General features: G+C 50.1%; 22 protein-coding genes. 9 read left to right on the top strand and 13 right to left on the bottom strand.

Annotated elements, in window-relative coordinates:
* Positions 1–119: 119 nt before the first annotated feature.
* From AC0YNW_RS08275 to AC0YNW_RS08250, 6 genes are all read right to left on the bottom strand, one after another.
* The gene (locus AC0YNW_RS08275) at positions 120–539 is read right to left on the bottom strand and encodes a phage tail assembly chaperone (RefSeq protein ID WP_475831534.1); all 420 of its coding nucleotides are present in this window, start codon (positions 537–539) and stop codon (positions 120–122) included.
* Positions 540–572: 33 nt separating this feature from the next.
* Entirely contained in the window at positions 573–1,037 is a 465-nt protein-coding gene (locus tag AC0YNW_RS08270; RefSeq protein ID WP_475831533.1) for a phage tail tube protein, read from the bottom strand.
* Position 1,038: 1 nt separating this feature from the next.
* Positions 1,039–2,358 carry a phage tail sheath family protein gene (locus AC0YNW_RS08265; RefSeq protein ID WP_475831532.1) on the bottom strand — a complete coding sequence of 440 codons (1,320 nt, stop codon included), beginning with the start codon at positions 2,356–2,358 and terminating at the stop codon, positions 1,039–1,041.
* Between the two features lies 1 nt (position 2,359).
* Positions 2,360–2,542, bottom strand: a complete 183-nt coding sequence (locus AC0YNW_RS08260; protein ID WP_475831531.1) for a hypothetical protein — start codon at positions 2,540–2,542, stop codon at positions 2,360–2,362.
* The gene (locus AC0YNW_RS08255) at positions 2,539–2,973 is read right to left on the bottom strand and encodes a phage tail terminator family protein (RefSeq protein WP_475831530.1); all 435 of its coding nucleotides are present in this window, start codon (positions 2,971–2,973) and stop codon (positions 2,539–2,541) included. Before AC0YNW_RS08255 ends, AC0YNW_RS08260 begins: the two co-directional genes overlap by 4 nt.
* Positions 2,974–3,237: 264 nt before the next feature.
* Positions 3,238–3,735 (bottom strand): hypothetical protein, encoded by a 498-nt coding sequence (locus tag AC0YNW_RS08250; RefSeq protein ID WP_475831529.1) that lies wholly within the window; start codon positions 3,733–3,735, stop codon positions 3,238–3,240.
* Positions 3,736–3,931: 196 nt separating this feature from the next.
* Between AC0YNW_RS08250 and AC0YNW_RS08245 the strand changes: the two genes are divergently transcribed.
* The 3 genes from AC0YNW_RS08245 (at position 3,932) to AC0YNW_RS08235 (ending at position 5,636) form a co-directional block, all read left to right on the top strand.
* Positions 3,932–4,351 carry a helix-turn-helix domain-containing protein gene (locus AC0YNW_RS08245; protein ID WP_475831528.1) on the top strand — a complete coding sequence of 140 codons (420 nt, stop codon included), beginning with the start codon at positions 3,932–3,934 and terminating at the stop codon, positions 4,349–4,351.
* 257 nt (positions 4,352–4,608) lie between these two features.
* Positions 4,609–5,244: an ImmA/IrrE family metallo-endopeptidase gene (locus tag AC0YNW_RS08240; RefSeq protein WP_475831527.1), complete on the top strand. Its 636-nt coding sequence runs from the start codon at positions 4,609–4,611 to the stop codon at positions 5,242–5,244.
* Entirely contained in the window at positions 5,241–5,636 is a 396-nt protein-coding gene (locus AC0YNW_RS08235; RefSeq protein ID WP_475831526.1) for a hypothetical protein, read from the top strand. Before AC0YNW_RS08240 ends, AC0YNW_RS08235 begins: the two co-directional genes overlap by 4 nt.
* Here the strand turns inward: AC0YNW_RS08235 and AC0YNW_RS08230 are convergent.
* The 3 genes from AC0YNW_RS08230 to AC0YNW_RS08220 are packed head-to-tail and all read right to left on the bottom strand — an operon-like array spanning position 5,633 to position 7,066.
* Positions 5,633–5,947: a DMT family transporter gene (locus AC0YNW_RS08230; protein WP_475831525.1), complete on the bottom strand. Its 315-nt coding sequence runs from the start codon at positions 5,945–5,947 to the stop codon at positions 5,633–5,635. The two genes, AC0YNW_RS08235 and AC0YNW_RS08230, sit on opposite strands and share 4 nt — an antisense overlap.
* On the bottom strand, positions 5,947–6,297 hold the full coding sequence (locus tag AC0YNW_RS08225) for a DMT family transporter (RefSeq protein ID WP_475831524.1): 351 nt from the start codon (positions 6,295–6,297) through the stop codon (positions 5,947–5,949). Before AC0YNW_RS08225 ends, AC0YNW_RS08230 begins: the two co-directional genes overlap by 1 nt.
* Positions 6,278–7,066 carry a MerR family transcriptional regulator gene (locus AC0YNW_RS08220; RefSeq protein WP_475831523.1) on the bottom strand — a complete coding sequence of 263 codons (789 nt, stop codon included), beginning with the start codon at positions 7,064–7,066 and terminating at the stop codon, positions 6,278–6,280. Before AC0YNW_RS08220 ends, AC0YNW_RS08225 begins: the two co-directional genes overlap by 20 nt.
* Positions 7,067–7,212: 146 nt before the next feature.
* Here AC0YNW_RS08220 and AC0YNW_RS08215 point away from each other — a divergent pair, with 146 nt between their 5' ends.
* Positions 7,213–8,760, top strand: coding sequence for an FAD-dependent oxidoreductase (locus AC0YNW_RS08215; protein ID WP_475832184.1), 1,548 nt, complete (start codon positions 7,213–7,215; stop codon positions 8,758–8,760).
* 133 nt (positions 8,761–8,893) lie between these two features.
* Here AC0YNW_RS08215 and AC0YNW_RS08210 read toward each other — a convergent pair whose 3' ends face one another.
* Positions 8,894–9,241, bottom strand: coding sequence for a hypothetical protein (locus AC0YNW_RS08210; RefSeq protein WP_387478334.1), 348 nt, complete (start codon positions 9,239–9,241; stop codon positions 8,894–8,896).
* Between the two features lie 296 nt (positions 9,242–9,537).
* Between AC0YNW_RS08210 and AC0YNW_RS08205 the strand changes: the two genes are divergently transcribed.
* The gene (locus AC0YNW_RS08205; protein WP_475831522.1) at positions 9,538–9,909 is read left to right on the top strand and encodes a hypothetical protein; all 372 of its coding nucleotides are present in this window, start codon (positions 9,538–9,540) and stop codon (positions 9,907–9,909) included.
* Between the two features lie 127 nt (positions 9,910–10,036).
* Here the strand turns inward: AC0YNW_RS08205 and AC0YNW_RS08200 are convergent, their stop codons facing one another.
* Both AC0YNW_RS08200 and AC0YNW_RS08195 read right to left on the bottom strand, forming a co-directional pair.
* The gene (locus AC0YNW_RS08200) at positions 10,037–14,404 is read right to left on the bottom strand and encodes a helix-turn-helix transcriptional regulator (RefSeq protein WP_475831521.1); all 4,368 of its coding nucleotides are present in this window, start codon (positions 14,402–14,404) and stop codon (positions 10,037–10,039) included.
* Between the two features lie 160 nt (positions 14,405–14,564).
* Entirely contained in the window at positions 14,565–15,659 is a 1,095-nt protein-coding gene (locus tag AC0YNW_RS08195; protein WP_475831520.1) for a CotH kinase family protein, read from the bottom strand.
* Positions 15,660–15,992: 333 nt separating this feature from the next.
* Here AC0YNW_RS08195 and AC0YNW_RS08190 point away from each other — a divergent pair, with 333 nt between their 5' ends.
* The 3 genes from AC0YNW_RS08190 (at position 15,993) to AC0YNW_RS08180 (ending at position 20,175) form a co-directional block, all read left to right on the top strand.
* Positions 15,993–17,672 carry a collagen-like triple helix repeat-containing protein gene (locus tag AC0YNW_RS08190; RefSeq protein WP_475831519.1) on the top strand — a complete coding sequence of 560 codons (1,680 nt, stop codon included), beginning with the start codon at positions 15,993–15,995 and terminating at the stop codon, positions 17,670–17,672.
* Positions 17,673–18,483: 811 nt separating this feature from the next.
* On the top strand, positions 18,484–19,380 hold the full coding sequence (locus AC0YNW_RS08185) for a manganese catalase family protein (protein WP_475831518.1): 897 nt from the start codon (positions 18,484–18,486) through the stop codon (positions 19,378–19,380).
* A 147-nt stretch (positions 19,381–19,527) separates the two neighbouring features.
* Positions 19,528–20,175, top strand: a complete 648-nt coding sequence (locus AC0YNW_RS08180) for a TraX family protein (protein WP_475831517.1) — start codon at positions 19,528–19,530, stop codon at positions 20,173–20,175.
* Between the two features lie 12 nt (positions 20,176–20,187).
* On the opposite strand, the gene AC0YNW_RS08175 is transcribed toward AC0YNW_RS08180, so the two are convergent.
* Positions 20,188–21,066 (bottom strand): serine/threonine protein kinase, encoded by an 879-nt coding sequence (locus tag AC0YNW_RS08175; protein ID WP_475831516.1) that lies wholly within the window; start codon positions 21,064–21,066, stop codon positions 20,188–20,190.
* Between the two features lie 153 nt (positions 21,067–21,219).
* Between AC0YNW_RS08175 and AC0YNW_RS08170 the strand changes: the two genes are divergently transcribed.
* Positions 21,220–21,642, top strand: a complete 423-nt coding sequence (locus tag AC0YNW_RS08170; protein WP_475831515.1) for a hypothetical protein — start codon at positions 21,220–21,222, stop codon at positions 21,640–21,642.
* Positions 21,643–21,700: the final 58 nt, after the last annotated feature.

Raw genomic sequence — 21,700 nt, 5'->3', positions numbered from 1 at the left:
GATGCAGGCAATCATGAAGGCCTTCTCCTCACGGGTCTGGCTCATGTATTCGCGAGGGGTCATGTGGAATTTCATGAGGGCGTAGTACGCATAGTTCGCGTCGCTGTCGCCCTCGCGGATTAGTTTTTTGCTTCGTCTACAAGCTCCTCGAAGTTCGTATTGTAGCCGGAGATTCGCTGAATCTCCTTCGACAATTCTTCGATTTCGCCAGCCAGCAGCACTTTTTGCAAGTAACCGTCCGAATCAAAGCAGCCCAGCTTTTGAATGCTTGCAGCGTCTTTGAAATTAGGCACAACCGTATGGTTGATCACAATCGCTTTTGAAATCGCGCCAGAATCAATCTCGACCTTGCGGTCCTTGCTCTTAGGATTGATCTTCATTGCGCGCTTCTGATACGCTGCCATGTCGTCCGCGCTCATCGCTCGGATTGTAAACCTCATCAGCTTGCCTTCCTTGTCCTTGAATCGGTCGGAGATGACAACCTCCTCGGTCAAATTATCAACGGGATGACTGTTAAGAAAATCTTGCAATGTACTCATAAAATATGAGCCTCCTCAAATAGGTTAGTAGTCTTAGGATTGAAGCGAGTTGAACTTATCCGGAATGTCGAAGTCCTCAAATGTGAACGGGAGCTCTTCTTCCAGGGAATCCTCAGCGGTAGCATCGAACTTCATCAGCAGAATGCTGTCCAGGTTGCAGCGGCGCAGCACGATGGTCTGCTTGCCCGCTCTGGAGGCCGGGTCTTCATTGACGATGGTAAGGTCGAAGTAGAAGTCTCTGCCCGACTTCACGTATTCCTTCGTAAGCTCGCGGAATTTGGATGTCACGTAATAAAGCGTCAATGTGCCAGTACCTGTCCAGCCTACGGTCTTCTTGCCCACAGTTGTCTTGCCCAGCATAGGCACGTCAGCCTTCGTCTTTTCGATCGTTGCTTCGCCCGTCTTGGCATAAAACAGTTCCTCCATGACACCGTCAATGCTGACTGTCGCTTTCGCCTGCTTGCCGCTAATCGTATCTTGTACGTTCATGTATGACATATTATTTTACCTCCACGGAAATATAGATTTTTTCAACTGCGTCAACCGGCTGAATATAGAGTCCAACCAGAACGCCATCCGACTGACCATCGATTGGGGCTACGGTAATATCCGCATCGGAATCCATGTTTTGAATGGCTCCGATGTTTTGCAGGTTCGTCATGTAGTTGACGATCTCGTTTTTAAGCAGCGTGCGGCCGTCGGCATTATTAGCTACCTTGCCGATATAGTAAGAGCTGAACACGCGAGAAATATCATTGTTGATCGCATCCAGTACCCGAATGACGCGGTTTTTGCTGAAGTAGCGGCCTTTATCCGGCGTGAAAGCTGTGAACGTATTGATATCCTGCTCGACGAATGCACGCGTGCCATCCTGCGAGAACAGAAACTCTCCGTTTTGCAAAGCTGCAACGGTTTGCGTATGCGTATACCGCGGAGAAGCGTCTACCGCACCGTCGTAACCTGCATAAGTGAGCGACACGTTCGCTCCGGCAGCAGCGGAAGCGCCTGCGACCCATGCTGTCGCTTGGGAAGCATTAACGGTTTTGCCATCCGCCAGAACAACGCCGTTTTTCACGCTGATGATGCCTTCATAATTGGCTGCCGGGTAGTTTTCTACCGCCAGCACAACCTTGCGGCCTTCATTATCACGCAGATTTTTGATAAAGGATACAAATAGAGCTTTCAGCTCCGCATCCGTAGAAGGAAGCGCCATTGCGTGGAATTGCTGTGTCTCAATTGCATCCAGGTAGTCGATATAATTCTGATTAACGGCATTGCCGTTCGAGCCGCCTGTGAGCGGAATACCCGCGCTTTCGGTCAAGCTGCCAGAAGCATTCCATGCCACCCATGCATTGGCCTTCAAGCCGGCAATATGAGCCACCGTCTGACGATCTCTCTCTACGCCCGCAACGAGCGTGCTGACATCGAACAATGCTGGGCTATCTGCGTTGGCTTCAACCACTACCGTAATGTCGTTGCCTCTCTCGCCGCCATAACGAGCCGTCGCAATGAGCTCACCCAGCGTTGCAGAAGCCTTTACACCTTCGTTCACACGGTACAGCAGCAAAGTTTTGGCGCGTTTCAGCGCTTCGCGTACCAGCAGCAGCTCCGGTGCCGACAACGGGTAGCCGAGCTTCTCCGTTGTGTTCTCGCCTGCCTCGATCGTTACGATGCTCTTGGCCTCGCCCCACGAAAGCGTTACAGGCATCGTCACGATGCCGCGCTCGCCAACCGCTCCCAGCGGCTGCAGTGCGCTATTGAAATTCACATATACACCTGGTCTTACTTTATTTGTTGTTGTCCAATTTCCTCCGGTCATTCTACTCCACTCTCCTATTCGCAAATGTTTGGGCCAGCTGCTTTACTTGATGGATGGAATATGTCTTCCCGCCCTCAAGCAATGCGTCCAGCAAATTTTTTTCCCGTGCGGTCCAGTTTCTGGCTCGCAGCAATTGGTCTTTCGTGAACGTTCGCTCCACGCTTTCTTCGGATTCGCCGTTCATTTCATCACCGCCTTCTGTTCAATAACGCCCATTCTCGGCGCCTGCGGCTCCACTCGCTTCACTCGCATGACCATTTGCATGGCAAAATGAAGCTTTCCATCCCGTACCTCATGCAACAGATCAGACACACGGTATCGCGTACCATCAATCTCCACTTGCTCCAGCAACTCATACAAGTCCTCTGCCAAATCATGCAGCTCTGCGATACCGATTTCCGTGCCGGCTTGCACTGGATAAGTGATCCCGAATGTATGCGTCCGGCTGCTGTAGCCGCTTAGCATCGCCGTCTGAGACATCGCTTTTAGCTCAAGTAGCATGGATTTCGGGTTTTCGGTTCCCTGCGAGGATTCGCCCACGACATGTAAATGCGGAAAATGATTAATCAACAGACCGATTAAATCTTCCCTGACGCTATTTGCTGTAACGGTCATGGTGCGCAAGCCCTCCTTTCTGTCGATGCATGACAACCGTTCTCACTGAGCTTTATCCACACTGCCTTTACTAGGCGGCAGGGATATTGCTTTCAAATAAAAGAACATATGTTCGTCTTTTTCGACAATTAAAGCTTATCACAGGAACAGCCCCGAGTGCTCCCCAATCTACCCCCAACTTCCCTTCATTTGAGCGGCGCAAGTTGGAAATAAAAAATCGATATCCGAAAGATATCGATCCAGCTCCGCTCATCTCGTCTCGTCTCATTCATTAACACTATTCATATTCCAATTCAGAAGTCCCCACATCTTCAAGGTGTGTGCCACAGACAATATTCCGTCATTCATTCGGCGGTCAACGGTGGAGCTCTTGTCGCCCCGTTTCATATAATAGAGAGTTTCTGAATAGGTGTGTCCTTTCAAATACCGTAGTGTGATTGCTTGCCTGGCCTCTTCGTCAGGAATCATCGAGACAGCTCTTTCAATCGCACTCCGGATCAGATCGCATTCCTCGGCAGCCCTTCTTTGGTTCTGCGCTAGCTGCACCGCATTAACCGTCTTGTTCGCATAAAGCTCATCACGATCCAACCGACGGGTAATTTCACTTTCATAAATCGTATGCTTGAGTAATTCTGCATGAGCTTTGTAATCTTCAACAATCAATTTAAGCTCTCTATATTTCCTTAGCATGCGCTGCACTTGTTTTTTCTCCTCCGTTGTAGGTTTTGTCAAATAAGCCAGTGCCGCTTGTTCGCTGATCATAAAACCGCCCCCTGTACATGATTCTTGTACTAACTCTCTCTAGTTTATGTACAAGAATCTTGTATGTCAAGATTAAAATACAATATATTTGTATTCCTGTTGAAAAATCATAGAATTATGGTACAATATACTTGTACATAAAATTCGCAAGAGTTCAACCCGTTTTGCGCTGCAAAACATTTAAGGAGAGATAATCGTGTTTAGAGCCGATCGGTTAACAGAACGCAGAAAGCATCATAAGCTCACGCAAGAGCAGCTTGCGCACAAAGTTAACCTGACAAAGGCCGCGATCAGCAACTACGAGCAAGGGCGCAGCGCCCCGCCACACGAGACATTGGCTGCTCTAGTAGACGCGCTCCATACGAACGCTGACTATTTGCTGGATCTCTCCGATAATCCCGATCCAAAGGCATTGCAGAATGAATCTTTTTCTGCATCAAAAGGCGCCGCTTCCGGTAAAGGCGCTCAGCCTGAGTCCGGCGTGTATATTGCCTACTTAGGCGGCCCGCCTGAAGAAATGGACGAGGAAGAAGCGGAGCATTTGAAGCGCGAACTGGAGATGTTCCGGGCATTCAAAGAAAAACGTCGCCGGGATCGGGAATCCTTAAATGAGTAAATGATTAACTAGATGAACTAACGAATGAAGCAAGAGCGAACTCTTAGCTATATTTTTCCTGATGCGCAGGTGCACTAAGCCGAGTTTCTCGGCTTACAGACAACCTTCCCTGCCACGCAGGTGCACTAAGCCGATTTTCTCGGCTTGCACGCGACTTCCAACGCAGCTACTCAATAGAGGCGGCTGTAAATAAACCCCAAGGGGTTTTATTTTTCGACGAATAAGCGAACATACATTCTTAAATGAGGAGGAGCGGCATGGAGATTCTGAACTTTGAACTCTATCGACCTACAGCAATGGAGCTGTGGATTCAAGCCAAATACGAGGAGGGGGGCATTCAAACTCCCGGGGATTTGGAGGATTTGGATCATATCGCTTCCCTCTTTGACACATTCATCGCTTATACGGAGGGTGAGACTAAGGTTCTTTATGATGAAGACGGGGACTGTCTAATTTTCTTGAACATACATTTGGATCGTTATGAGCAGCGCCTCGCTTTTTTTCATGAGCTGTGCCATCCTGCGCTGCATGCCGGCAATCAGAGAGAGCTTCCTCCCTCCTTCGTAAGCCTGCAGGAGACGCAAGCCGGGCTATTCCAGCAGTACAGCGCCATGCCTCTCCATATGCTCAGAGATGTAACGGCTATTCAGAATCAGCCGCCTTCTTGTTACCGTCAAATAGCCGAGACATTCGGCGTGCCAGCCCACTTCGCGCAAGCACGACTTGAGCGAATCACCAGACGGATGAACCAGGAACGGCGAGACCGCAATCTCCGTGCCCGATTGGCTACCCTGCCCGCCTTCAAGCACGGCTACTCCGATGCGACAACCAAGCTGCTCATGCAGTTGCAGCGGCAAACCTATGAAAAGAAAGGAGCGATCAGCCCGCGATGAGAATAGCGGTCTTCTACGAACAGGACGGCGATACAGGCCAACCCCTGCCAATATGGCTGATGATTGAAGAAACGGAATCCCTTGACTGGAACAGTACGCTATATATAAGACTGGACGCGCCGTTCGAGCAATATTTGTTTGAAGACTATGACATGGAGAACATGGCCTTGTCAGTTCCTGATCATGTCTATGTCCGCAATATCGATGATCCATCCGTATTCGGCATCCATCTTCCTGCGCTTAGCGCTTACACCAAGCGGATTGCAGCCATGGCCGAGCATCCTTTCTCTCTCCACGATTTGTCACGGCTGATGCTCCGCATCTCTGATATTGAAGAAACCCTGCAATTTGAGGTGCGACGCCAGGTTCAATGGGATCGGTTGTCCTATTAGCTAACGAGCTTCAGCCCAACGACAGAAAAAATAATACCGAGAATACAGCCGATTCGGAGCCAGCTCTTCGGTTCTTTGAAAAAAATCATGCCGACGACAGCCGCTCCGACCGTGCCGATTCCAGTCCACACTGCATAAGCCGTCGCCAGCGGTATCGTCCCCATGGCTTGAATCAATAGCTGAAAGCTGATGATAAATCCGCCAATCAGAATAAGATTGTTCGTCCAGTTATTGTTCTGCGCAACGCGCTTAATGCCGATTACACCGGCGATTTCGAATAACCCTGCGGCAATAAGCATAAGCCAATCCATTAGCGCTCACTTCCTTTCGCCGTCAGTTTCAGCCCGATCATGCAGGCTAACAGCAGCAAAATAAAAAGAATTCGCAGCGGCCTCACAGCTTCGCCAGACAGAATCATCTCCATGACGGTCGTGCCAAGCGTCCCCATTCCCGCAAACAATGCATATACCGTACCTACCGGAAGCACCTTGGCAGCCCGAATAATGAGGTCGAAGCTGGTCAGCAAGGCGATCAGCACGACCAACGAGGGTATGGCTTCATACTTAAAGCCGCTGGCCCATACGATTTCGAGCATACCGCCGATAACAACATACGCCCAAGCCCTGCCTTCACTAATTGGTTTATTTATCTTCTCCGTCATTTGAAGCCGCTCCTTCCCCATGCAGCAAATACCAGTCGACAATGCGATCGATATGGTCCATTACACCGGTGTCGAGGGCATACACCTTCGAGTCCATTCCTTCGTCCGGGCGAATTAAGGTCCAATACTTCTCTAGCAAAACCTCGTCCTGCTCGAACCACTCCATCGTGATCTCCATCATCTCTGCAGCAAGCTGCTGCGAAACAGCAGACGAGGGCGGCTCGTCCATATGCATCTTAGCGGTACGTATGAGTTGTGCCCATTTCATCGCACGAGGGTCCTTGGAGCTGAGATCCGGCAGTTTTTTAATAATCGCAATCTCTCTTTCGGTAAAATGCTGCGCCAAAAAATGATCCCGTATTTCCGTCGGCGACTGGATCGCGCGGATAAACAAGAAGATATCTTCCGGGTCAAATTCCCCTTTAATCACAAGAGCATGCTTTGCGGTTTGAAGAAGCTTTTCCATATGGTCCAGCCGTGCGCGCTCCTGCTCGATTGCCTTCAACTCCACATCCAGATAGGACATCCAGCGCTGCTCTTGGTTTGCTGAATCCTTGCCCTCGGACAACAGTTCCTTGATCGAAGCCAGCGTGAAGCCAAGCTCCTTGAGTGCCGTTATATGCTGGAGCAGACGAATCTCCTCATTGGAATAATAGCGGTAGCCCGATTCCGCCACCTTGGCCGGCTTGAGCAACCCTAAATCATCATAATAGCGCAGCGTTCGAATGGAGATGCCGGTTCTTTTGGACAATTGGCCGATGGAATACATACGCTCCGTCTCCTTTCTGATCCCATTATAAACTCTCCAGTATACGTAAGAGTCAACTCTTCTTTTTTGTACAGACAGATGATCGAATAGAATGCCGGATTTAGGGAAGGAATGAAGGAAGCACTTACTTCAGGAAGGGGATTATGATGGCCAAATTGCCACCGCTGCCAACTTACCCGGAATCCTACTGGCTCCAATCGCTCAAGGGACTTCCCTCCTACACCAAGCTTCAGCATGATACAGAAGCCGATGTAGCTGTTATTGGAGGAGGCATCTCCGGTATTACAACCGCTTATTTACTTGCAAGAGCAGGCCTTAGCGTCGTATTGCTCGAAGCCGGCAAGCTGCTTCATGGAACAACCGGCCATACGACGGCGAAAATAACCGCGCAGCACGATCTGATCTACGATGAGCTTATGAAGCAGGAAGGCAAGGAGAAGGCTTCCCTTTATTTTCAAGCCAATCAGGATGCGCTCCGTTTTATTGAACGAACAGTGAATCAGCACGCAATCGACTGTGGTTTTTTGAAACAAGATGCTTATGTATTCACCAACTCGGATGACTATGTCCGCAAGCTGGAGAATGAGATAGCCGCATATGAGGCACTCGGCATTCCTGGCGCATATCTCGATCATATCCCGTTGACAAACCTGCCTTCAAAGGCTGCCGTGAAGATGAACGACCAAGCCCAGTTCCACCCGCTCCGTTACCTGGAGGCGCTAGTACGCGAAATTACAGAAGCGGGAGGACATATATACGAAGGCACAACAGCTATTGATATCGAAAAAGGGCAGCTGCCCACGGTCAGAACAGTCGACGGACATGCGGTTACATGCAGACATGTGGCTATTTGCTCGCACTTCCCGTTTTACGATGGATACGGATTTTTCTTCGCCCGCATGCATGCGGAGCGTTCTTATGCGCTTGGCGTCACATCTACTCTGGATTATCCGGGCGGCATGTATATCAGCGCGGAAGATCCTAAGCGTTCCATAAGAAGCGCGACCGCAGAGGACGGGTCGCCTCTTCTCATCATCGGCGGACAGAAGCATAAGACGGGACAAGGCATTTGCACCATTAACCACTATGAAGCCTTGCAGGAGTATGCTGCCCGCCAATTTAAGTCAGAGGAAATCGTGTATCGTTGGTCGGCGCAAGACCTCGTCACAGGGGATAAGCTACCGTATATCGGACCGATTACGGACGCGGAATCCAAGTCCAATATCTATATCGCTACCGGTTACAAAAAGTGGGGCATGACGACAGGCACAGCTGCCGCGATGATCATCAGCGATCTCATTCAGGAGAAGGAAAGTCGCTATACGGAGCTGTTCTCTCCTTCCAGATCGCTTTCGGTGAAGACGCTCAAAAACCTGGTCGTCGACAACTTCGACGTTGCCAAGCATTTGATCGGCGGCAAGCTGGAGATGGTTCGCCGTACGCCAGATGACTTGGAGCGGGACGAGGGAGCCGCTGTCACCTTGCACGGTCGCAGAGCTGGCGCCTACCGGGATAAGGAAGACAAGCTGTACATCGTGGACACGACATGCACCCATATGGGCTGCGAAGTAGAATGGAATGACGGGGAACGCACATGGGACTGTCCATGTCATGGATCAAGATTCTCCATTACAGGCGAGGTGCTGGAAGGCCCGGCAGAACGCCCTCTCCCTCTTCTCTCCGAGCAGCATTAACGCAAGCAAAGAACCCCTTGGACGAATTAAGATCCTAGGGGTTCTTCTTTGGAGTTCCCTATGTAAAGTGGAACTTGCCGTTTTACTTAGACGAACTGGGAGTTATCCCATTATGACGCCAGTCACCTTTGTCTTATTGACGATAGTAGCTGGAACTGCCGTAATTCGAGTATGGCTGTTGAGTGTTTGCTGCATAGCTGCCTGTTGATACAGTTGAATGGGAAATTTGGTTGCACAGGTTTGTGATATGCTGCATTTGTTGAACTGCAGTCTGATGTCCTTGAAGGGCTGTTTGAATCGTTTGCGCCGCTTGCTGCTCGCGTTGAGCAAGTTGTTGAAGAAGCTGCGCGTTCTCCTGCTCTTGCTTCAACAATTGTTGATATTGAGCGGATGCTTGCTGCGTTTGTTGAATCAATTGCTGCACAATGCCTTCAATTTGATTCACCTGGCTGGATGCATTGCCGGATTGAAAGTTATTCATGTGTAATGTTGCCTCCTCGAAAGTTTGTGGGTGTAGCCCAACTTATTATCTTTCAAGGGGAATAAAATCATACAGAAATTTCAAAACATGTAAACTGGTAAAACTCACTTCATGGATGCTCCCTGTAAATACGAGCAGTTATACACCCAGCTTAACAAGTGTTTATGCCAATGAAGATGATACAGACCTTATACTGGATCTGCGCATACTTCCTTATGGAGCCGAACATGATAAAGACTATTGCCGGATTTTTAATTCGGAAAACTAAACCATTTACTATTTAAGGAGTCCAACTGATGGCAGAGAAAAATATATTGGCTTACTTCTATAGTCCCGAACAAGCCGAAAAAGCGCTTCAGCGAATACAGGGCTTGAGGCTCGTGGATAGCTCGATAGACCGGTTCGGGTATTCAGGCGACGGTGTTGACCGCATCATGAATCCAATAACCAGCTACTTTGACAGCTTGGCCAGCCTCACATTAGGTGGGGATTTCCCAGACCCCGACGCTGGAATTTTAGCATCTGCGAGTGTCAGTGCCAGCGGTATGAGCTCTGGCGGAGAAGACAACGAGACATCGGGCCGTAATATTCTGCTTACCATTGTCATCGAAGCTGACGACTTCGATAAAGCAATGGCTATTGTGCAAGAGGAAGGCGCACTCGTATAGCGATAAAGACAAACACCGCCCTATACCTCGACAACAGCGTTGACTGTCACGGAATGGGGCGGTTGGCGTTCTTGGCATATTCATTTCTCGTTGGTGGGTGAAGCATGAGGTGATAGAAGAACTTTCGTTATTTTCGGAGCAATTGCAGCTCATTCGCCCGCACAACAGCCTGCCCGCGTCGCTTGACGCCCAGTTTGCCAAAAATTCTGGATACATGCGTCTTCACCGTCGTCTCCGTAATGCCGAGCTGCTCCGCAATATCTCTATTGGACATCCCCTCAGAGATAGCTTCTAGAATTTCCAACTCTCGCTTGGTGAGCGGCTCCAACAGGTCCGCTTGAACTTCATCCGAAGCAGCTCGCGAGAGACTTTCTTTTGCCGCAGCTACCCCCCCTTGCGAGTCTCCTTCAAGCAAATGGATATAAATCATGCGTGTTGTGATCAGCTCAAGCACTTTCAAATCTCGCTCAGTAAATACGCCTGGCACATGCCTGTTTTCCATATAGAGGTAGAAGTTAGAAGACTCACCCGGTACTGAAAATGGCATGCACAGAATGGAGCGGGGCTTCCATGAGGCGATATAATCATCTCTTATCCAATAGCTTTGTATCGTGTCATGAATGACGATTGGTTCGTTCGCTGCCACGGTATGCCGTAGGACACTATCCGCATATAACCCCTCTTCCCTGTCTGGTGACATCTCCAGCTCAGCTTCAACCATGTAGCGCGCATGCTCGCCGCGCAACACCAATCCGCGGTCAGCACCTGAATGACGGAGGGCAGCATACAAGAGACGATCTGCCCATTGTCCATGGCCCGGTTGCTCGAATCCGTTAAGAAGCTGCTGCAGCAGCTTGTCCTCCCCTGTGGAAGCTTCCTGCATCTTCGTGTTCTCATGCTGCGGCATATACAGACGAATGGGATCTGCTTCGCCCTTCTGCACCCGCTTCCCTTCGACTTCATATAACTTAGGCGCAACACCTAACAGATTCGCATGTTCGCTTCTGATTTGTGTTACTTTCGAAGTCACACCCCAATTCGAATACGCCGTACCTGCGTCCAGCATCGCGATCATTGCTCCTCCGCTGCTGATCAGGTCCTGTTTATAACATATCGCAAGACGCTCGCAGACAATTCCCTCCATAAGGCCGTACTTCTCAGTTCTAGCCTGCTTAACCGCATTGAGATAATGACCAAGAGCCTTTTGCTCATTCCCGGCTAATCGCTCGCATTCCGCTTTCACGAGCAGATGGGCCGAAGAACCTGAGCCGAGGAAACCCTTCCACTTTCTCATGCTGCGTAATTGCGCATTCAGCGCCTTCCGAATTTGTCTTTTTTCCACTGAGTTCGCTTCGGGATAAAGGGAGGCTAATGTTAACGCCTCGAGTAGACGCTGCTTCCGAATACGCGCCCAATCCTCTGCAAATTCGCTCTCCCTGCTGCGCTTCGACCAGTATAGCGCCTCTGAGTATCTGCCTGACAAGAAAGCAACCTCAAGCTTACATACGCAGCTGTAATTATCCTCTTCGCTCTTATCAGCATTCCCTTCGGCTTGTTGCGGAATCGCTGCAAACCCCGTCATAAGCGACTCATCTTGCAACGCAGCCAAATAATCTTTTGCGATCTGCACCATTTCGAGAGTTTTATCATTGGCGCTTTGACCAATATGCTCCGTGAAAAATCGCAGTAATTCCGCTAGATCATACAGGCTGCCGTTATGCGTAATCAAGCAAGTGATCATCGCGATATTGGCAAACTCTTTGTCCCCGTGCTCTACACAGCGGCGTAAAGCTTTATGGAGCAAATTAGACGCCTCAAGCGGCTTCTCCAACTGCTTAGCCATTCCGCTAACAAAAAGAATCCTGTGAACCCGGGAATTATCCGCCGCTGTCACTGATTCCAGATCCAAAGCCGGAACAACCTGAGCATAACCCGGAAGCACCCTCTGCATCAAAAGATTGTAACTGCAAATCAGCATAGCCAACGGCTCGTTCATCCCCCTGCCAATTCCGTAACGGATAAATCGGGCACAGAGATCAATAAGCGCTTCCGCATTATGCATAAGCAGCGGGAGGAAGCACATTTCCATATGCTTGCACTCGTTTAAGTATTCTTCATCATCATGGAAGGGCAGCAATGGCAAGCTATGGCGCTTTCGATACAATACAGATTGCGTTTGCATCACTTCCTTCATAACAACCAGCTTCGAAATGCTCTCCCGATACTCCCAGTCGTATGCGGCTAACGCTTCTTTTGCATACTCGACAGCAATATCATTTTCCACAAACGTATGAAACTGTATTAAGGGCGCCCACATCTGGGAACGCTCCGCTCTGCTCAACCTATGGTCACGGCTTTTCAAATCAAGCAATAACTGACGTCCCTGCCGGGGATTGCCGCACATATACTCCGACCAGGCGGCAACCAGTCGCAGTTGAACATATGCTGAGCCTGTCTGCGGCTCCTGCTCTTCATCTACTATCATGAGTCCTGCTTGCGCATAACGCTTTCCTCTCGCATACTGCCCTTCAGCAAGCGCGTTCTGCCCAGCCTCGAGGTTAAGCTCGGACAGTTGTATTCTTTCTTGGAGCATCATGGCCCCCGAACCCAAATTCAATTGATCCACTGCCGCCAGCAACGTATGCACGCCATCCTCCGACTGGCTGCGCTGCAGCAGTCTTCCAATCGTCAGATGACGCTGCATATTCCCTCCCGGATCGAAGGCATAAGCAACCTCGCGTATATAGTCATGCAGGAACAGATACGTTTTCTCCTGTACTCCATCTGCTGCCGTATCATCCTCGCATCCAATCATGCCTCCGACTTCGGCAGCATGAAGCATATCGGCAACAGTATCTGGTGTGCATGCACAGGCTTCAGACAATATGGACAGACGAAAGGACTGTCCTATCGCAGCCGCCATCGCCAGCATTGACTTCACTTCATTCGCTAATCCGGCAAAGTCCGCCTCCATCAGTCCGCGATTCGGCTCCGAGCGGCTGCTTTGCTGTATCAATTCCGGGTCCCATATCCATCGGCGGCGGCTTTCATCAAAGCTCAGCTTCTGCTCCCGTAGCCAGCTTCTAAGCAAAACTTCAATCATACCTGGATTTCCGCCTGTCTGATAGAAGAGAGTACTGGCCAGCAAGCGAAGGCGGAGCGACTCCTCATGTAAAGCATCAGACAGATAACATCGAATTTCTTCATATCGCAAGGGCTGCAAGTCCGACTGCTCAACGGAAATGCCAAGTTCATTAACGGACATCCCTGGGATAACCGTCATCTTAGCCGAGCTCCCAACAGTAGTCCCACTCCAACCCTCTGTACGAAAAGCTCCAACCAAGAGCAGCCCGGGAGCCCCATTCCGCTCTGCAAGCGCTTTTATCACTTCAAGCGTGTTGGGGTCGGCACCCTCCAAATGATCCATAAATAAAACAAGCGGAGGAAGGCTTGCAGCCATACAACTGATCAGACCTGGCAACAGCTCCCCGAATCGGCTCCGGTCGTACTCATTGGAGATGCTTCTCTTTTCTAACCGATCTGCTCCGAATATCATTCGCATGTCAGGCAACATATTCGTTAAGATCTCGGCTTCTCGCCCGTAATCAGACCGGAGCTTGTCTTTCAGCCGTTCCATTACATCAGCAGGCTCGCTCCAAAGCTGCTGAAGCCATTGCTGCAATGCTTGAATAAGCGGCTCATAGGGTGTGGCTTTTTGCCCTCGAGCGCTTCTGCCTTCTACAAATCGTCCACCCTGCCGTAGTGTATTTTCTCGAATGCTGTGAGCGAGTGCCGTCTTTCCGCTCCCTTCCGGACCTGTCACCCACCGAATGGCTTGTTTGCCTTGCGAGGCCTGCTTTAGCCCAGACTCCAAAATGGCCCTTTCATTGTCTCGCCCATACAATATGCTCGGCCACCGAAACGTGCGAACCCGATCCAACCGTCCTAACTCAAAAGGAATCGGCTCTCCATTACCCTCCAGCATAACCCGGCATTGGTTCAGATCATCCAGCAAGCCGTATGCGCTCTGGTAACGCTGATCCGGGGATTTGGCCAGCAGCTTCATTATAATCGTCGATATCGGGCTATCCCATTCCGGCCGAATCTCTGATAGCGGAAGCACCGTCTTAAAAATATGTGCAGTCTCCCAATCCCGGTCGTTGTCAGGCTGAAGCGGCAATTGCCCCGACACCAGTTCATAGAATATAATGCCCAACGTGTACAAATCAGAACGTCCGTCCGGTATCCGGTTAAGTCGTCCCGATTGCTCCGGTGATCGGTAGGCGACTAGCGTATCTTCACTTCCGGTCAGTCGCGCTTCCTTGCCGTCACTTAATATTTTTATATTATACGGATTCAAATTCCCTATTACAGCCGTCTGTTGATGCTCGCGGCAGACCATCTCCGTCAATATAACGGCAAGCTTTATAAAGTCTAGCAAGTCGATAGACGCACCCGGCCAATATTCCTTAAGCATGTTGTCGTTGCTGCTCATGAACTCACCTGTCTATCATTGTGATATTAATCGTTAGTTACATAGATTTTAATACGTGGTGGGAGCAGAGTCTAGCTTTGTCGGTTAATAAGACATGCCATCTGTTTAATTTCTGTTCGCAGTCATTACCCATACCTTACCTATCCCAGGTTTCCCAGCCTTAAAACGTCCCCAGACCCTCCATCAAAAATGACCGCCTCTTCTCAATAAATGAAAGAATAAATGCTCGCTCTTCCTCAAACACTTCAACGCTATGCCTTCTATGCGGGTCAAGATGCACAAAGGCTGCTATCAATTGCTGCAGTTTATTAATTTCAGGCTCCATCTCCAAAACCGTAAAATGATCACGACATATACTTTGTAAAAGAGTACGATATGACAATCGAAATGAAGGTGTGTCCAATAAGCGTGCAGACAGGGTATTATATCCTTCCAGTGGAAGTGCCGTATGATTTAACTCATTACCGTTCACATTTCTTCCCCAGGTCGCATCATAATCCCATGGAATAATGGAGAATCGTTCCTTCTTAGAGTCTCGGTATAAAGCATAATTATGGATAAATCCATCGAAATTTTGTGTACAGACTGCTCCTGCCAACCAACGAAGGTACTGATTAACATCCAAAAGTTTTTCGATTTCAACTTCAAACTGCGCTATCGGAGTCGTATTTATTTTGAAAATAAGTGTACGCAAATATGCGTCATCATCGGCAGTACCATGCTTTCGCAGGTAACCGGATTCAAGAGAATCCTTAACAGCAGATGTTTTAGGATGAACAAGTGAAAAATTTGCATTCGAATTAATAGCGTAATAAATCGGTCCTTCTGATAAATATCTTTTTTGCAAAAAATGCTTATCTACAGATTCAATCATCAAATAAATCCCTGCGAATTCCCCATTGATATACAACAGAATATGAATTGCTTGTGGTGACAGAACGCCAATGCGTGAAAAAAAATCAAAAGAAAGTTTATTTCGTATAAGCGACGGATCTGCGTACTCCGCATTTAGATGAATCTCCCGTTCCCCTCTATATATCTCTGGCGAAACAAATTTGATTTGAAAAGACTTTTTCGGGAATTTCCGAGTATGTGAACCGCGATAGGCCAGATTTACTTCACATTCTTCTTGATCAAGTCTTAGGACTGCCGAAATCCATATAGCTGCGCGTACATTTTGATTTAATTTAGCGAGTTGTCTAGGAGTAACAGAGAGATATAAGCACTTAAGCCGGAGGTCGTTGCTTCTGTACATACTGTCACCTGCTTGCAAGTTCATTTTATCTTAACTTATTTATTTTTTTCCAAAAGGTTACTAGATTAACGTTGGTTTACCTTCTTAGCCGAGAGCAAGTCATGTCCACATTCGTATTATGAAGAATCAAACAAAGGAGGGAAGCAAATGAAGAAATTAGATAAAAAAGCACTTAAACGAATTGTTGATTCAATCGAACCTGATCTTCAAGTTTATTTGCACAAAAGTCCTAAAAAATCAAAATCCCATGATTGTACAACAACGTCCACGACTTCCACTTCAAAACATCACAAAAAATCTAAGCATTGTAAAAAAGCTAAGCATTGTAAAAAAGTGAAGCGTGGACCAAAGGGAGCGACGGGCGCTACTGGTGCTACTGGCTCTACCGGCTCTACTGGCTCTACGGGCTCTACCGGCTCTACCGGCTCTACCGGCTCTACCGGCTCTACGGGCGCTACGGGCGCTACGGGCTCTACCGGCTCTACCGGCTCTACGGGCGCTACGGGCTCTACCGGCTCTACCGGCTCTACCGGCTCTACGGGGGCTACTGGCGCTACTGGAGCGACCGGAATTTCCGGGCCGACGGGGTCTTCTGGACCGACAGGACCTTCTGGACCGACGGGGACGACGGGTGTGACAGGACCTTCCGGACCGACAGGACCTTCTGGACCGACAGGACCTTCTGGACCGACGGGGACGACGGGTGTGACAGGAGCTGATGGTGCCACTGGCGCTACGGGGGCCGACGGCGCGACTGGACCAACGGGACCTACAGGAGCCGATGGCGCGACTGGTGCCACTGGCGCGGACGGAGCGACGGGAGCTGATGGAGCCACTGGTGCTACGGGGGCCGACGGCGCGACTGGACCAACGGGACCAACAGGGGCCGACGGCCCGACTGGACCAACCGGACCGACAGGAGCCGATGGCGCGACTGGTGCCACTGGCGCGGACGGAGCGACGGGAGCTGACGGAGTCACTGGTGCTACGGGGGCCGACGGCGCGACAGGCCCAACGGGACCTACAGGGGCCGATGGTGCCACTGGCGCGGACGGAGCGACGGGAGCTGACGGAGCCACTGGTGCTACGGGGGCCGACGGCGCGACTGGACCAACCGGACCTACAGGGGCCGATGGCGCTACGGGGGCCACTGGCGCGGACGGAGCGACGGGAGCTGATGGAGCCACTGGTGCTACGGGGGCCGACGGCGCGACTGGACCAACCGGACCGACAGGAGCCGATGGCGCGACTGGTGCCACTGGCTCGAACGGAGCGACGGGAGCTGACGGAGCCACTGGTGCTACGGGGGCCGACGGCGCGACTGGACCAACCGGACCGACAGGAGCCGATGGCGCGACTGGTGCCACTGGCGCGGACGGAGCGACGGGAGCTGACGGAGCCACTGGCGCGGACGGAGCCACTGGTGCTACGGGGGCCGACGGCGCGACTGGACCAACCGGACCAACCGGGCCGACAGGAGCCGATGGCGCGACTGGATCTACGGGTGCAACAGGACCTGAACCGACCTTTTTTACTAAAGTTATTAACTTTGGCGGTAACAACGTAGGATTCCAGCGTATTGCAGGATCGCCAGGAGCACTTTCAAATGCTGTTCCTTATGTTGATGCTGCCGATGGAAGTGTAGTTGCTTTTTCCGGAGCAATTTCTGTCAATAACTTACCGGTAGGTGTTTATCTCTTCCAGGTATGCTTTGATGTAATTAATACTTCAGTTGTACCATTAGCAGCTAATATCATATCCACAATTACGTTAACAACCACAGCTGTATTATCTGGAACAATCATTTTCTCTATCAGACCCACAGATGTAGGAGCACAACCTGTACGTGTTTCCGATGGTGCTGCATATGTAGTTACACCTAATGCTACTGTAACATGGACAAGTAATATCGCTGGGGATCCTGTCACAAGAAATGATGCAATCTCTGTCTTCCTCGACATGAACGTGACCCAAAATGCCGTTTACTCAGTCTATATTTCGACTGCTGTGTAATTTCTAATGAACAGTGATGACTTGTTAGGTAAGAGTCCAACTACTCCAATCTGATAGGACATGTAACCATTGTTAGGCGCACGCATAACACGCATAAAATGATAAAGAGGCGTCTCCTTGTCTTGTTTTTGACTCAATGGCGGGTATTTTCTCCCGCCATTTTTAATTTTAATGCTAGTTCACTAAAATTATAATGAATACAGCACATCTTTACATATCTTTAGGGTAAGCATCCAATAGGAATAAATCTTCGCTTGGTGAACTATAGCTGACAATCCTTTTTTCAATGGCCTGCAGGTTCTGGCACCAACCGTCACTATCAAATTCGTTAAACATAAGGTAGATAAATGGTAGAACAACAAAAACAGCGCGATTCTCAAAACTTCGGAATACGTTGCTACTCTATGCTTAGTATGCTGGTAGAATTGAGCCCCGGCCTATGTATTACTAGTGCGTTGCTCTCCACCTGAGCTAAACCAGCTTAATCATTGCAAGCGTCGATACCTCAATGAAGAATCGAAGGCTAGTAGGTTTATTAACGCCCTCCCCCACGTATGCCGCCGCTTCCTTCCGCATACCTATGTAATAATACCTCTGCAACAGAAATCATCAACATAATCCGCAGCATTCTGTACCTTCTGGTCACGATGCATGAGCACGGGCTCTCATCGCACTGTATAACGCTATTTTTCCGCTCATGCTTTACGAATTGCTCGTTTTTACCTTGTTGTACACGTAATCTTAAGTCCCTCCTAGCCAGTCCAACTGCTAGAAAAGACTCTTTATCTTTAGGAAAGAGGTGATGCCTCCCATGTTCCAACGTCAGAACAGGCTGCAGATCGAGCTGCCCCCCTCTCCTTACGCCGACGCCAATGCCGCTGCCGCCGTACAGGAACTGCTTGGCGGGAAGTTCGGCGAGATGTCGACGCTTAACAACTACCTGTACCAGTCCTTTAACTTCAGGGAGAAGAAGAAGCTCAAGCCCTTTTACGATCTTGTCGCCAGCATAACGGCTGAGGAGATTGGCCATGTCGAGCTGGTCTCCACAGCCATTAACATGGTGCTGACCGGCACGACCAGTCCGGGCGATCCGGATAGCGCCCCTCTGAAGCCGGGCGTAGATAAACGCAACAGCTACTTTTTTATCAGCACGGCACAGACCTCGCTTGCCGGCGACTCCATGGGCAGGCCTTGGGCTGGCGACTATGTATTCAACAGCGGCAATCTCGTGCTCGATCTGCTGCATAACTTCTTCCTGGAGTGCGGCGCGCGTACGCATAAGATGCGTGTATACGAGATGACCGACCATCCCACTGCCCGCGCCATGATCGGTTATTTGCTTGTTCGCGGCGGCGTGCATGTGCTTGCTTATGCGAAAGCGCTAGAGATTGCGACCGGCGTTGATATAAAGAAGCTGATCCCGATTCCGAACCTAAGCAATGACCACTTCGAGGCTGCGCGCAAATACGAGGCCATGGGACTCGGCAACAAGCTGTATACGTTCAGCCCGCATGACTTCAAGGATATCGTACTCATCTGGAACGGACAGAATCCGCAGACGGGCGCCCAGCTGGAGGTCATTCAAGGAGCGCCCGAAGGTGCTCCGATACCGGATTTAAGCGGCTTGCCCGAAGAATTCGCCCCGGGCATTACACCGGAGGAATTTATGGAAATCGCGCAAAGACTGAAGAAAAACGCGGGTCTATAGCTTCATGATGAACCATTGCCTACATTGGCCATGCTACGTAGACCTCCTGACCGCGTTCAAGTCGGTCAAGAGGTCTTCTCCTTCTCCCTAGCGATGCAATTGCCTTATGATATACTGAATAAGGCTAATTACTCGTAACGGACGAAGGTGATTCACATTCAATTTCTGGCCATGTTAACGATGTTAATCGACCATATCGGCGTGGTCTGGCATCCGAATGATACTGCCTGGCGCATTATAGGAAGATTGGCGCTGCCGTTCTATATCTACGCCATGGTCATCGGCTACTCCCGCACCCGGGACGTTACCCGCTATTTGACCAGAGTCGGCCTATTAGCCGTCATTTCCCAGCTTCCATACCAGTTTGCCTTTCCAACATATGGGCTGGGGATCAATGTCATAGCCACACTGTTTTTCTGCCTGCTGACCTTGCTTTTGCTGGATTGGCTAAAAGGAAAAGCGATAGCTTCCTTCTTGGTCATAGCCGCAGTCATGGTGCTATTGGAAGCCCTTCCGTTCGATTATGGCGGATATGCGCTGTTATTAATGCTCATTTACCGATATGCCACACCTCACATGATGGTTCTGCTTCATTTGGCGCTTAATGTGTTTAGTATATTTTATAAAGGCTGGACACTTCAGTTGTTCAGCTTGTTGTCGACGTTATGGATCGTTTATATGCCTGACCTTATGGGGAGCATGGACCGCATACGCATGCCGCGTTTCCTATGGCGAAGCTTCTATCCGCTTCACCTGCTCATCATTGCGATAGTCTATTATGTAATGAATCCTTAATTAATCAAAAGCCTACATGCCGGGCTCCTCTGCGAGCTCCAGCTTGGTCAGCAGTTCATTCAGCTCTTGCTGACATTGTTCGGTCGTCTCCCAAACAGATTCGTCATGAAGCAGCTTCGAGATGAACAATTGCACGTCAGACTGAAGGCTCAGCTCCTCTTCCCAGCTCCGCTCCGGTTGTCCTTCCGGATGCTCATATCCCGCATACATCAGGAACAGGAACAAATGGCCGAGGCCGAACCAGTCGCTGGACGGAAGCGGGTTTCGCATACGCCTCTTGATCGCAGAAGCGCTGCCGGATGCGTCGGAACCATCCGCTTCTCCCAATGCCTTCTGCAGCTTGGATGGAAGCCGTTCGCCGATCCGGCAAGCAAGCCCAAGGTCAATCAGGAACAGCTTTCCGTCCTGCTGCATGACATTGGGAATGCGCACATCCCGGTGGACGTAACCCTGTGCATGGAGGTACGACAGCGGACCCATAAGAGCCTTTAAGACGGCAAGCCCTTCAGTAGCCTTGTACGTCATCCCATGCTCGTATATCCCAAACTCCAAGTTGTGACCCTCAATATATTGCATGATAAGCGCTTCATCCCGCCGCCTGACGCTGTAATTCAGCCATCCCGGAATTTGCGGATGCTCTAGTGATCGCATCAAGTCGCTTTCTCTTCTGAGCAGCTCGATTCCTGTGCTGCCTTTGCTCGGTTTATTGCGCTTGAGCAGCACCACGCTGCCTGTTGACAGATCCGTACAGGCATAAGCCTGGCCGTAGCTGCCCATACCGAGCAGGCGATCAATCCGGTATCTGTCTTCCCAGATCTCCCTCGGCTGCAGCGGATAGTCGCGCCAAGCATCGATAATCTCCTTGAGTTTTTCGGCCATTTTGCCTAACATTTACTCATCAGCTCCTGACTATAGCTTACAGACGCGCACCTTTCCTGTCGAGTGCGAGAAAAGGCATTCTGCTTAGAAACCACTTGATAGCAAGCGCGTATAATCTAACAACGCCATTAATGATTCACCCCATTCAATAAAGGAGGTTATCGCATGCTCAAGCGCATCTTATATTCCTTATCCGGTCGCCAGCGCTACGGCTACCACCACTACAGCAGCAGCGACTTCAAGAAAGGTTATTATCCGCCGCCGCATTACCCGCATCCTCAACATCCGCCGTATCCGAATCAGCACGCTGGACATCCGCCATATCCGAACGGACATCCGCCTTACCCGAATCAACATGCGCCGGGCCAGCCGCCGTATCCGCAAGGACAGCCGCCTTACCCGAATCAGCATGCCGCTGGACATCCGCCATATCCGAACGGGCAGCCGCCTTACCCGAACCAATATGCGCCGGGCCAGCAACCGTATCCGCAAGGACAGCCATATTATCCGCCGCACCAGCCGCATCGTTATAATCATCATTACGGGCACGGCTATTACAAGAAAAAATGGAAATACAGCAGCTCCTAGCATTTGTTAGGAAAGTGTGAGCAAAATAAACATTCTCCTGACTATAGATTCATAAGAG

Source organism: Paenibacillus sp. J31R120 (assembly GCF_056269225.1).
The sequence above is the reverse complement of the archived record's forward strand: the minus strand, read 5'-3'. Positions and strand labels throughout refer to the sequence as shown.

What these genes read in the sequence shown, in the direction of transcription:
- AC0YNW_RS08275 (WP_475831534.1), bottom strand. Translation starts at nt 539, where the DNA reads ATGAGTACATTGCAAGATTTTCTTAACAGTCATCCCGTTGATAATTTG.
- AC0YNW_RS08270 (WP_475831533.1), bottom strand. Translation starts at nt 1,037, where the DNA reads ATGTCATACATGAACGTACAAGATACGATTAGCGGCAAGCAGGCGAAA.
- AC0YNW_RS08265 (WP_475831532.1), bottom strand. Translation starts at nt 2,358, where the DNA reads ATGACCGGAGGAAATTGGACAACAACAAATAAAGTAAGACCAGGTGTA.
- AC0YNW_RS08260 (WP_475831531.1), bottom strand. Translation starts at nt 2,542, where the DNA reads ATGAACGGCGAATCCGAAGAAAGCGTGGAGCGAACGTTCACGAAAGAC.
- AC0YNW_RS08255 (WP_475831530.1), bottom strand. Translation starts at nt 2,973, where the DNA reads ATGACCGTTACAGCAAATAGCGTCAGGGAAGATTTAATCGGTCTGTTG.
- AC0YNW_RS08250 (WP_475831529.1), bottom strand. Translation starts at nt 3,735, where the DNA reads ATGATCAGCGAACAAGCGGCACTGGCTTATTTGACAAAACCTACAACG.
- AC0YNW_RS08240 (WP_475831527.1), top strand. Translation starts at nt 4,609, where the DNA reads ATGGAGATTCTGAACTTTGAACTCTATCGACCTACAGCAATGGAGCTG.
- AC0YNW_RS08235 (WP_475831526.1), top strand. Translation starts at nt 5,241, where the DNA reads ATGAGAATAGCGGTCTTCTACGAACAGGACGGCGATACAGGCCAACCC.
- AC0YNW_RS08230 (WP_475831525.1), bottom strand. Translation starts at nt 5,947, where the DNA reads ATGGATTGGCTTATGCTTATTGCCGCAGGGTTATTCGAAATCGCCGGT.
- AC0YNW_RS08225 (WP_475831524.1), bottom strand. Translation starts at nt 6,297, where the DNA reads ATGACGGAGAAGATAAATAAACCAATTAGTGAAGGCAGGGCTTGGGCG.
- AC0YNW_RS08220 (WP_475831523.1), bottom strand. Translation starts at nt 7,066, where the DNA reads ATGTATTCCATCGGCCAATTGTCCAAAAGAACCGGCATCTCCATTCGA.
- AC0YNW_RS08215 (WP_475832184.1), top strand. Translation starts at nt 7,213, where the DNA reads ATGGCCAAATTGCCACCGCTGCCAACTTACCCGGAATCCTACTGGCTC.
- AC0YNW_RS08210 (WP_387478334.1), bottom strand. Translation starts at nt 9,241, where the DNA reads ATGAATAACTTTCAATCCGGCAATGCATCCAGCCAGGTGAATCAAATT.
- AC0YNW_RS08205 (WP_475831522.1), top strand. Translation starts at nt 9,538, where the DNA reads ATGGCAGAGAAAAATATATTGGCTTACTTCTATAGTCCCGAACAAGCC.
- AC0YNW_RS08200 (WP_475831521.1), bottom strand. Translation starts at nt 14,404, where the DNA reads ATGAGCAGCAACGACAACATGCTTAAGGAATATTGGCCGGGTGCGTCT.
- AC0YNW_RS08195 (WP_475831520.1), bottom strand. Translation starts at nt 15,659, where the DNA reads ATGTACAGAAGCAACGACCTCCGGCTTAAGTGCTTATATCTCTCTGTT.
- AC0YNW_RS08185 (WP_475831518.1), top strand. Translation starts at nt 18,484, where the DNA reads ATGTTCCAACGTCAGAACAGGCTGCAGATCGAGCTGCCCCCCTCTCCT.
- AC0YNW_RS08175 (WP_475831516.1), bottom strand. Translation starts at nt 21,066, where the DNA reads ATGTTAGGCAAAATGGCCGAAAAACTCAAGGAGATTATCGATGCTTGG.
- AC0YNW_RS08170 (WP_475831515.1), top strand. Translation starts at nt 21,220, where the DNA reads ATGCTCAAGCGCATCTTATATTCCTTATCCGGTCGCCAGCGCTACGGC.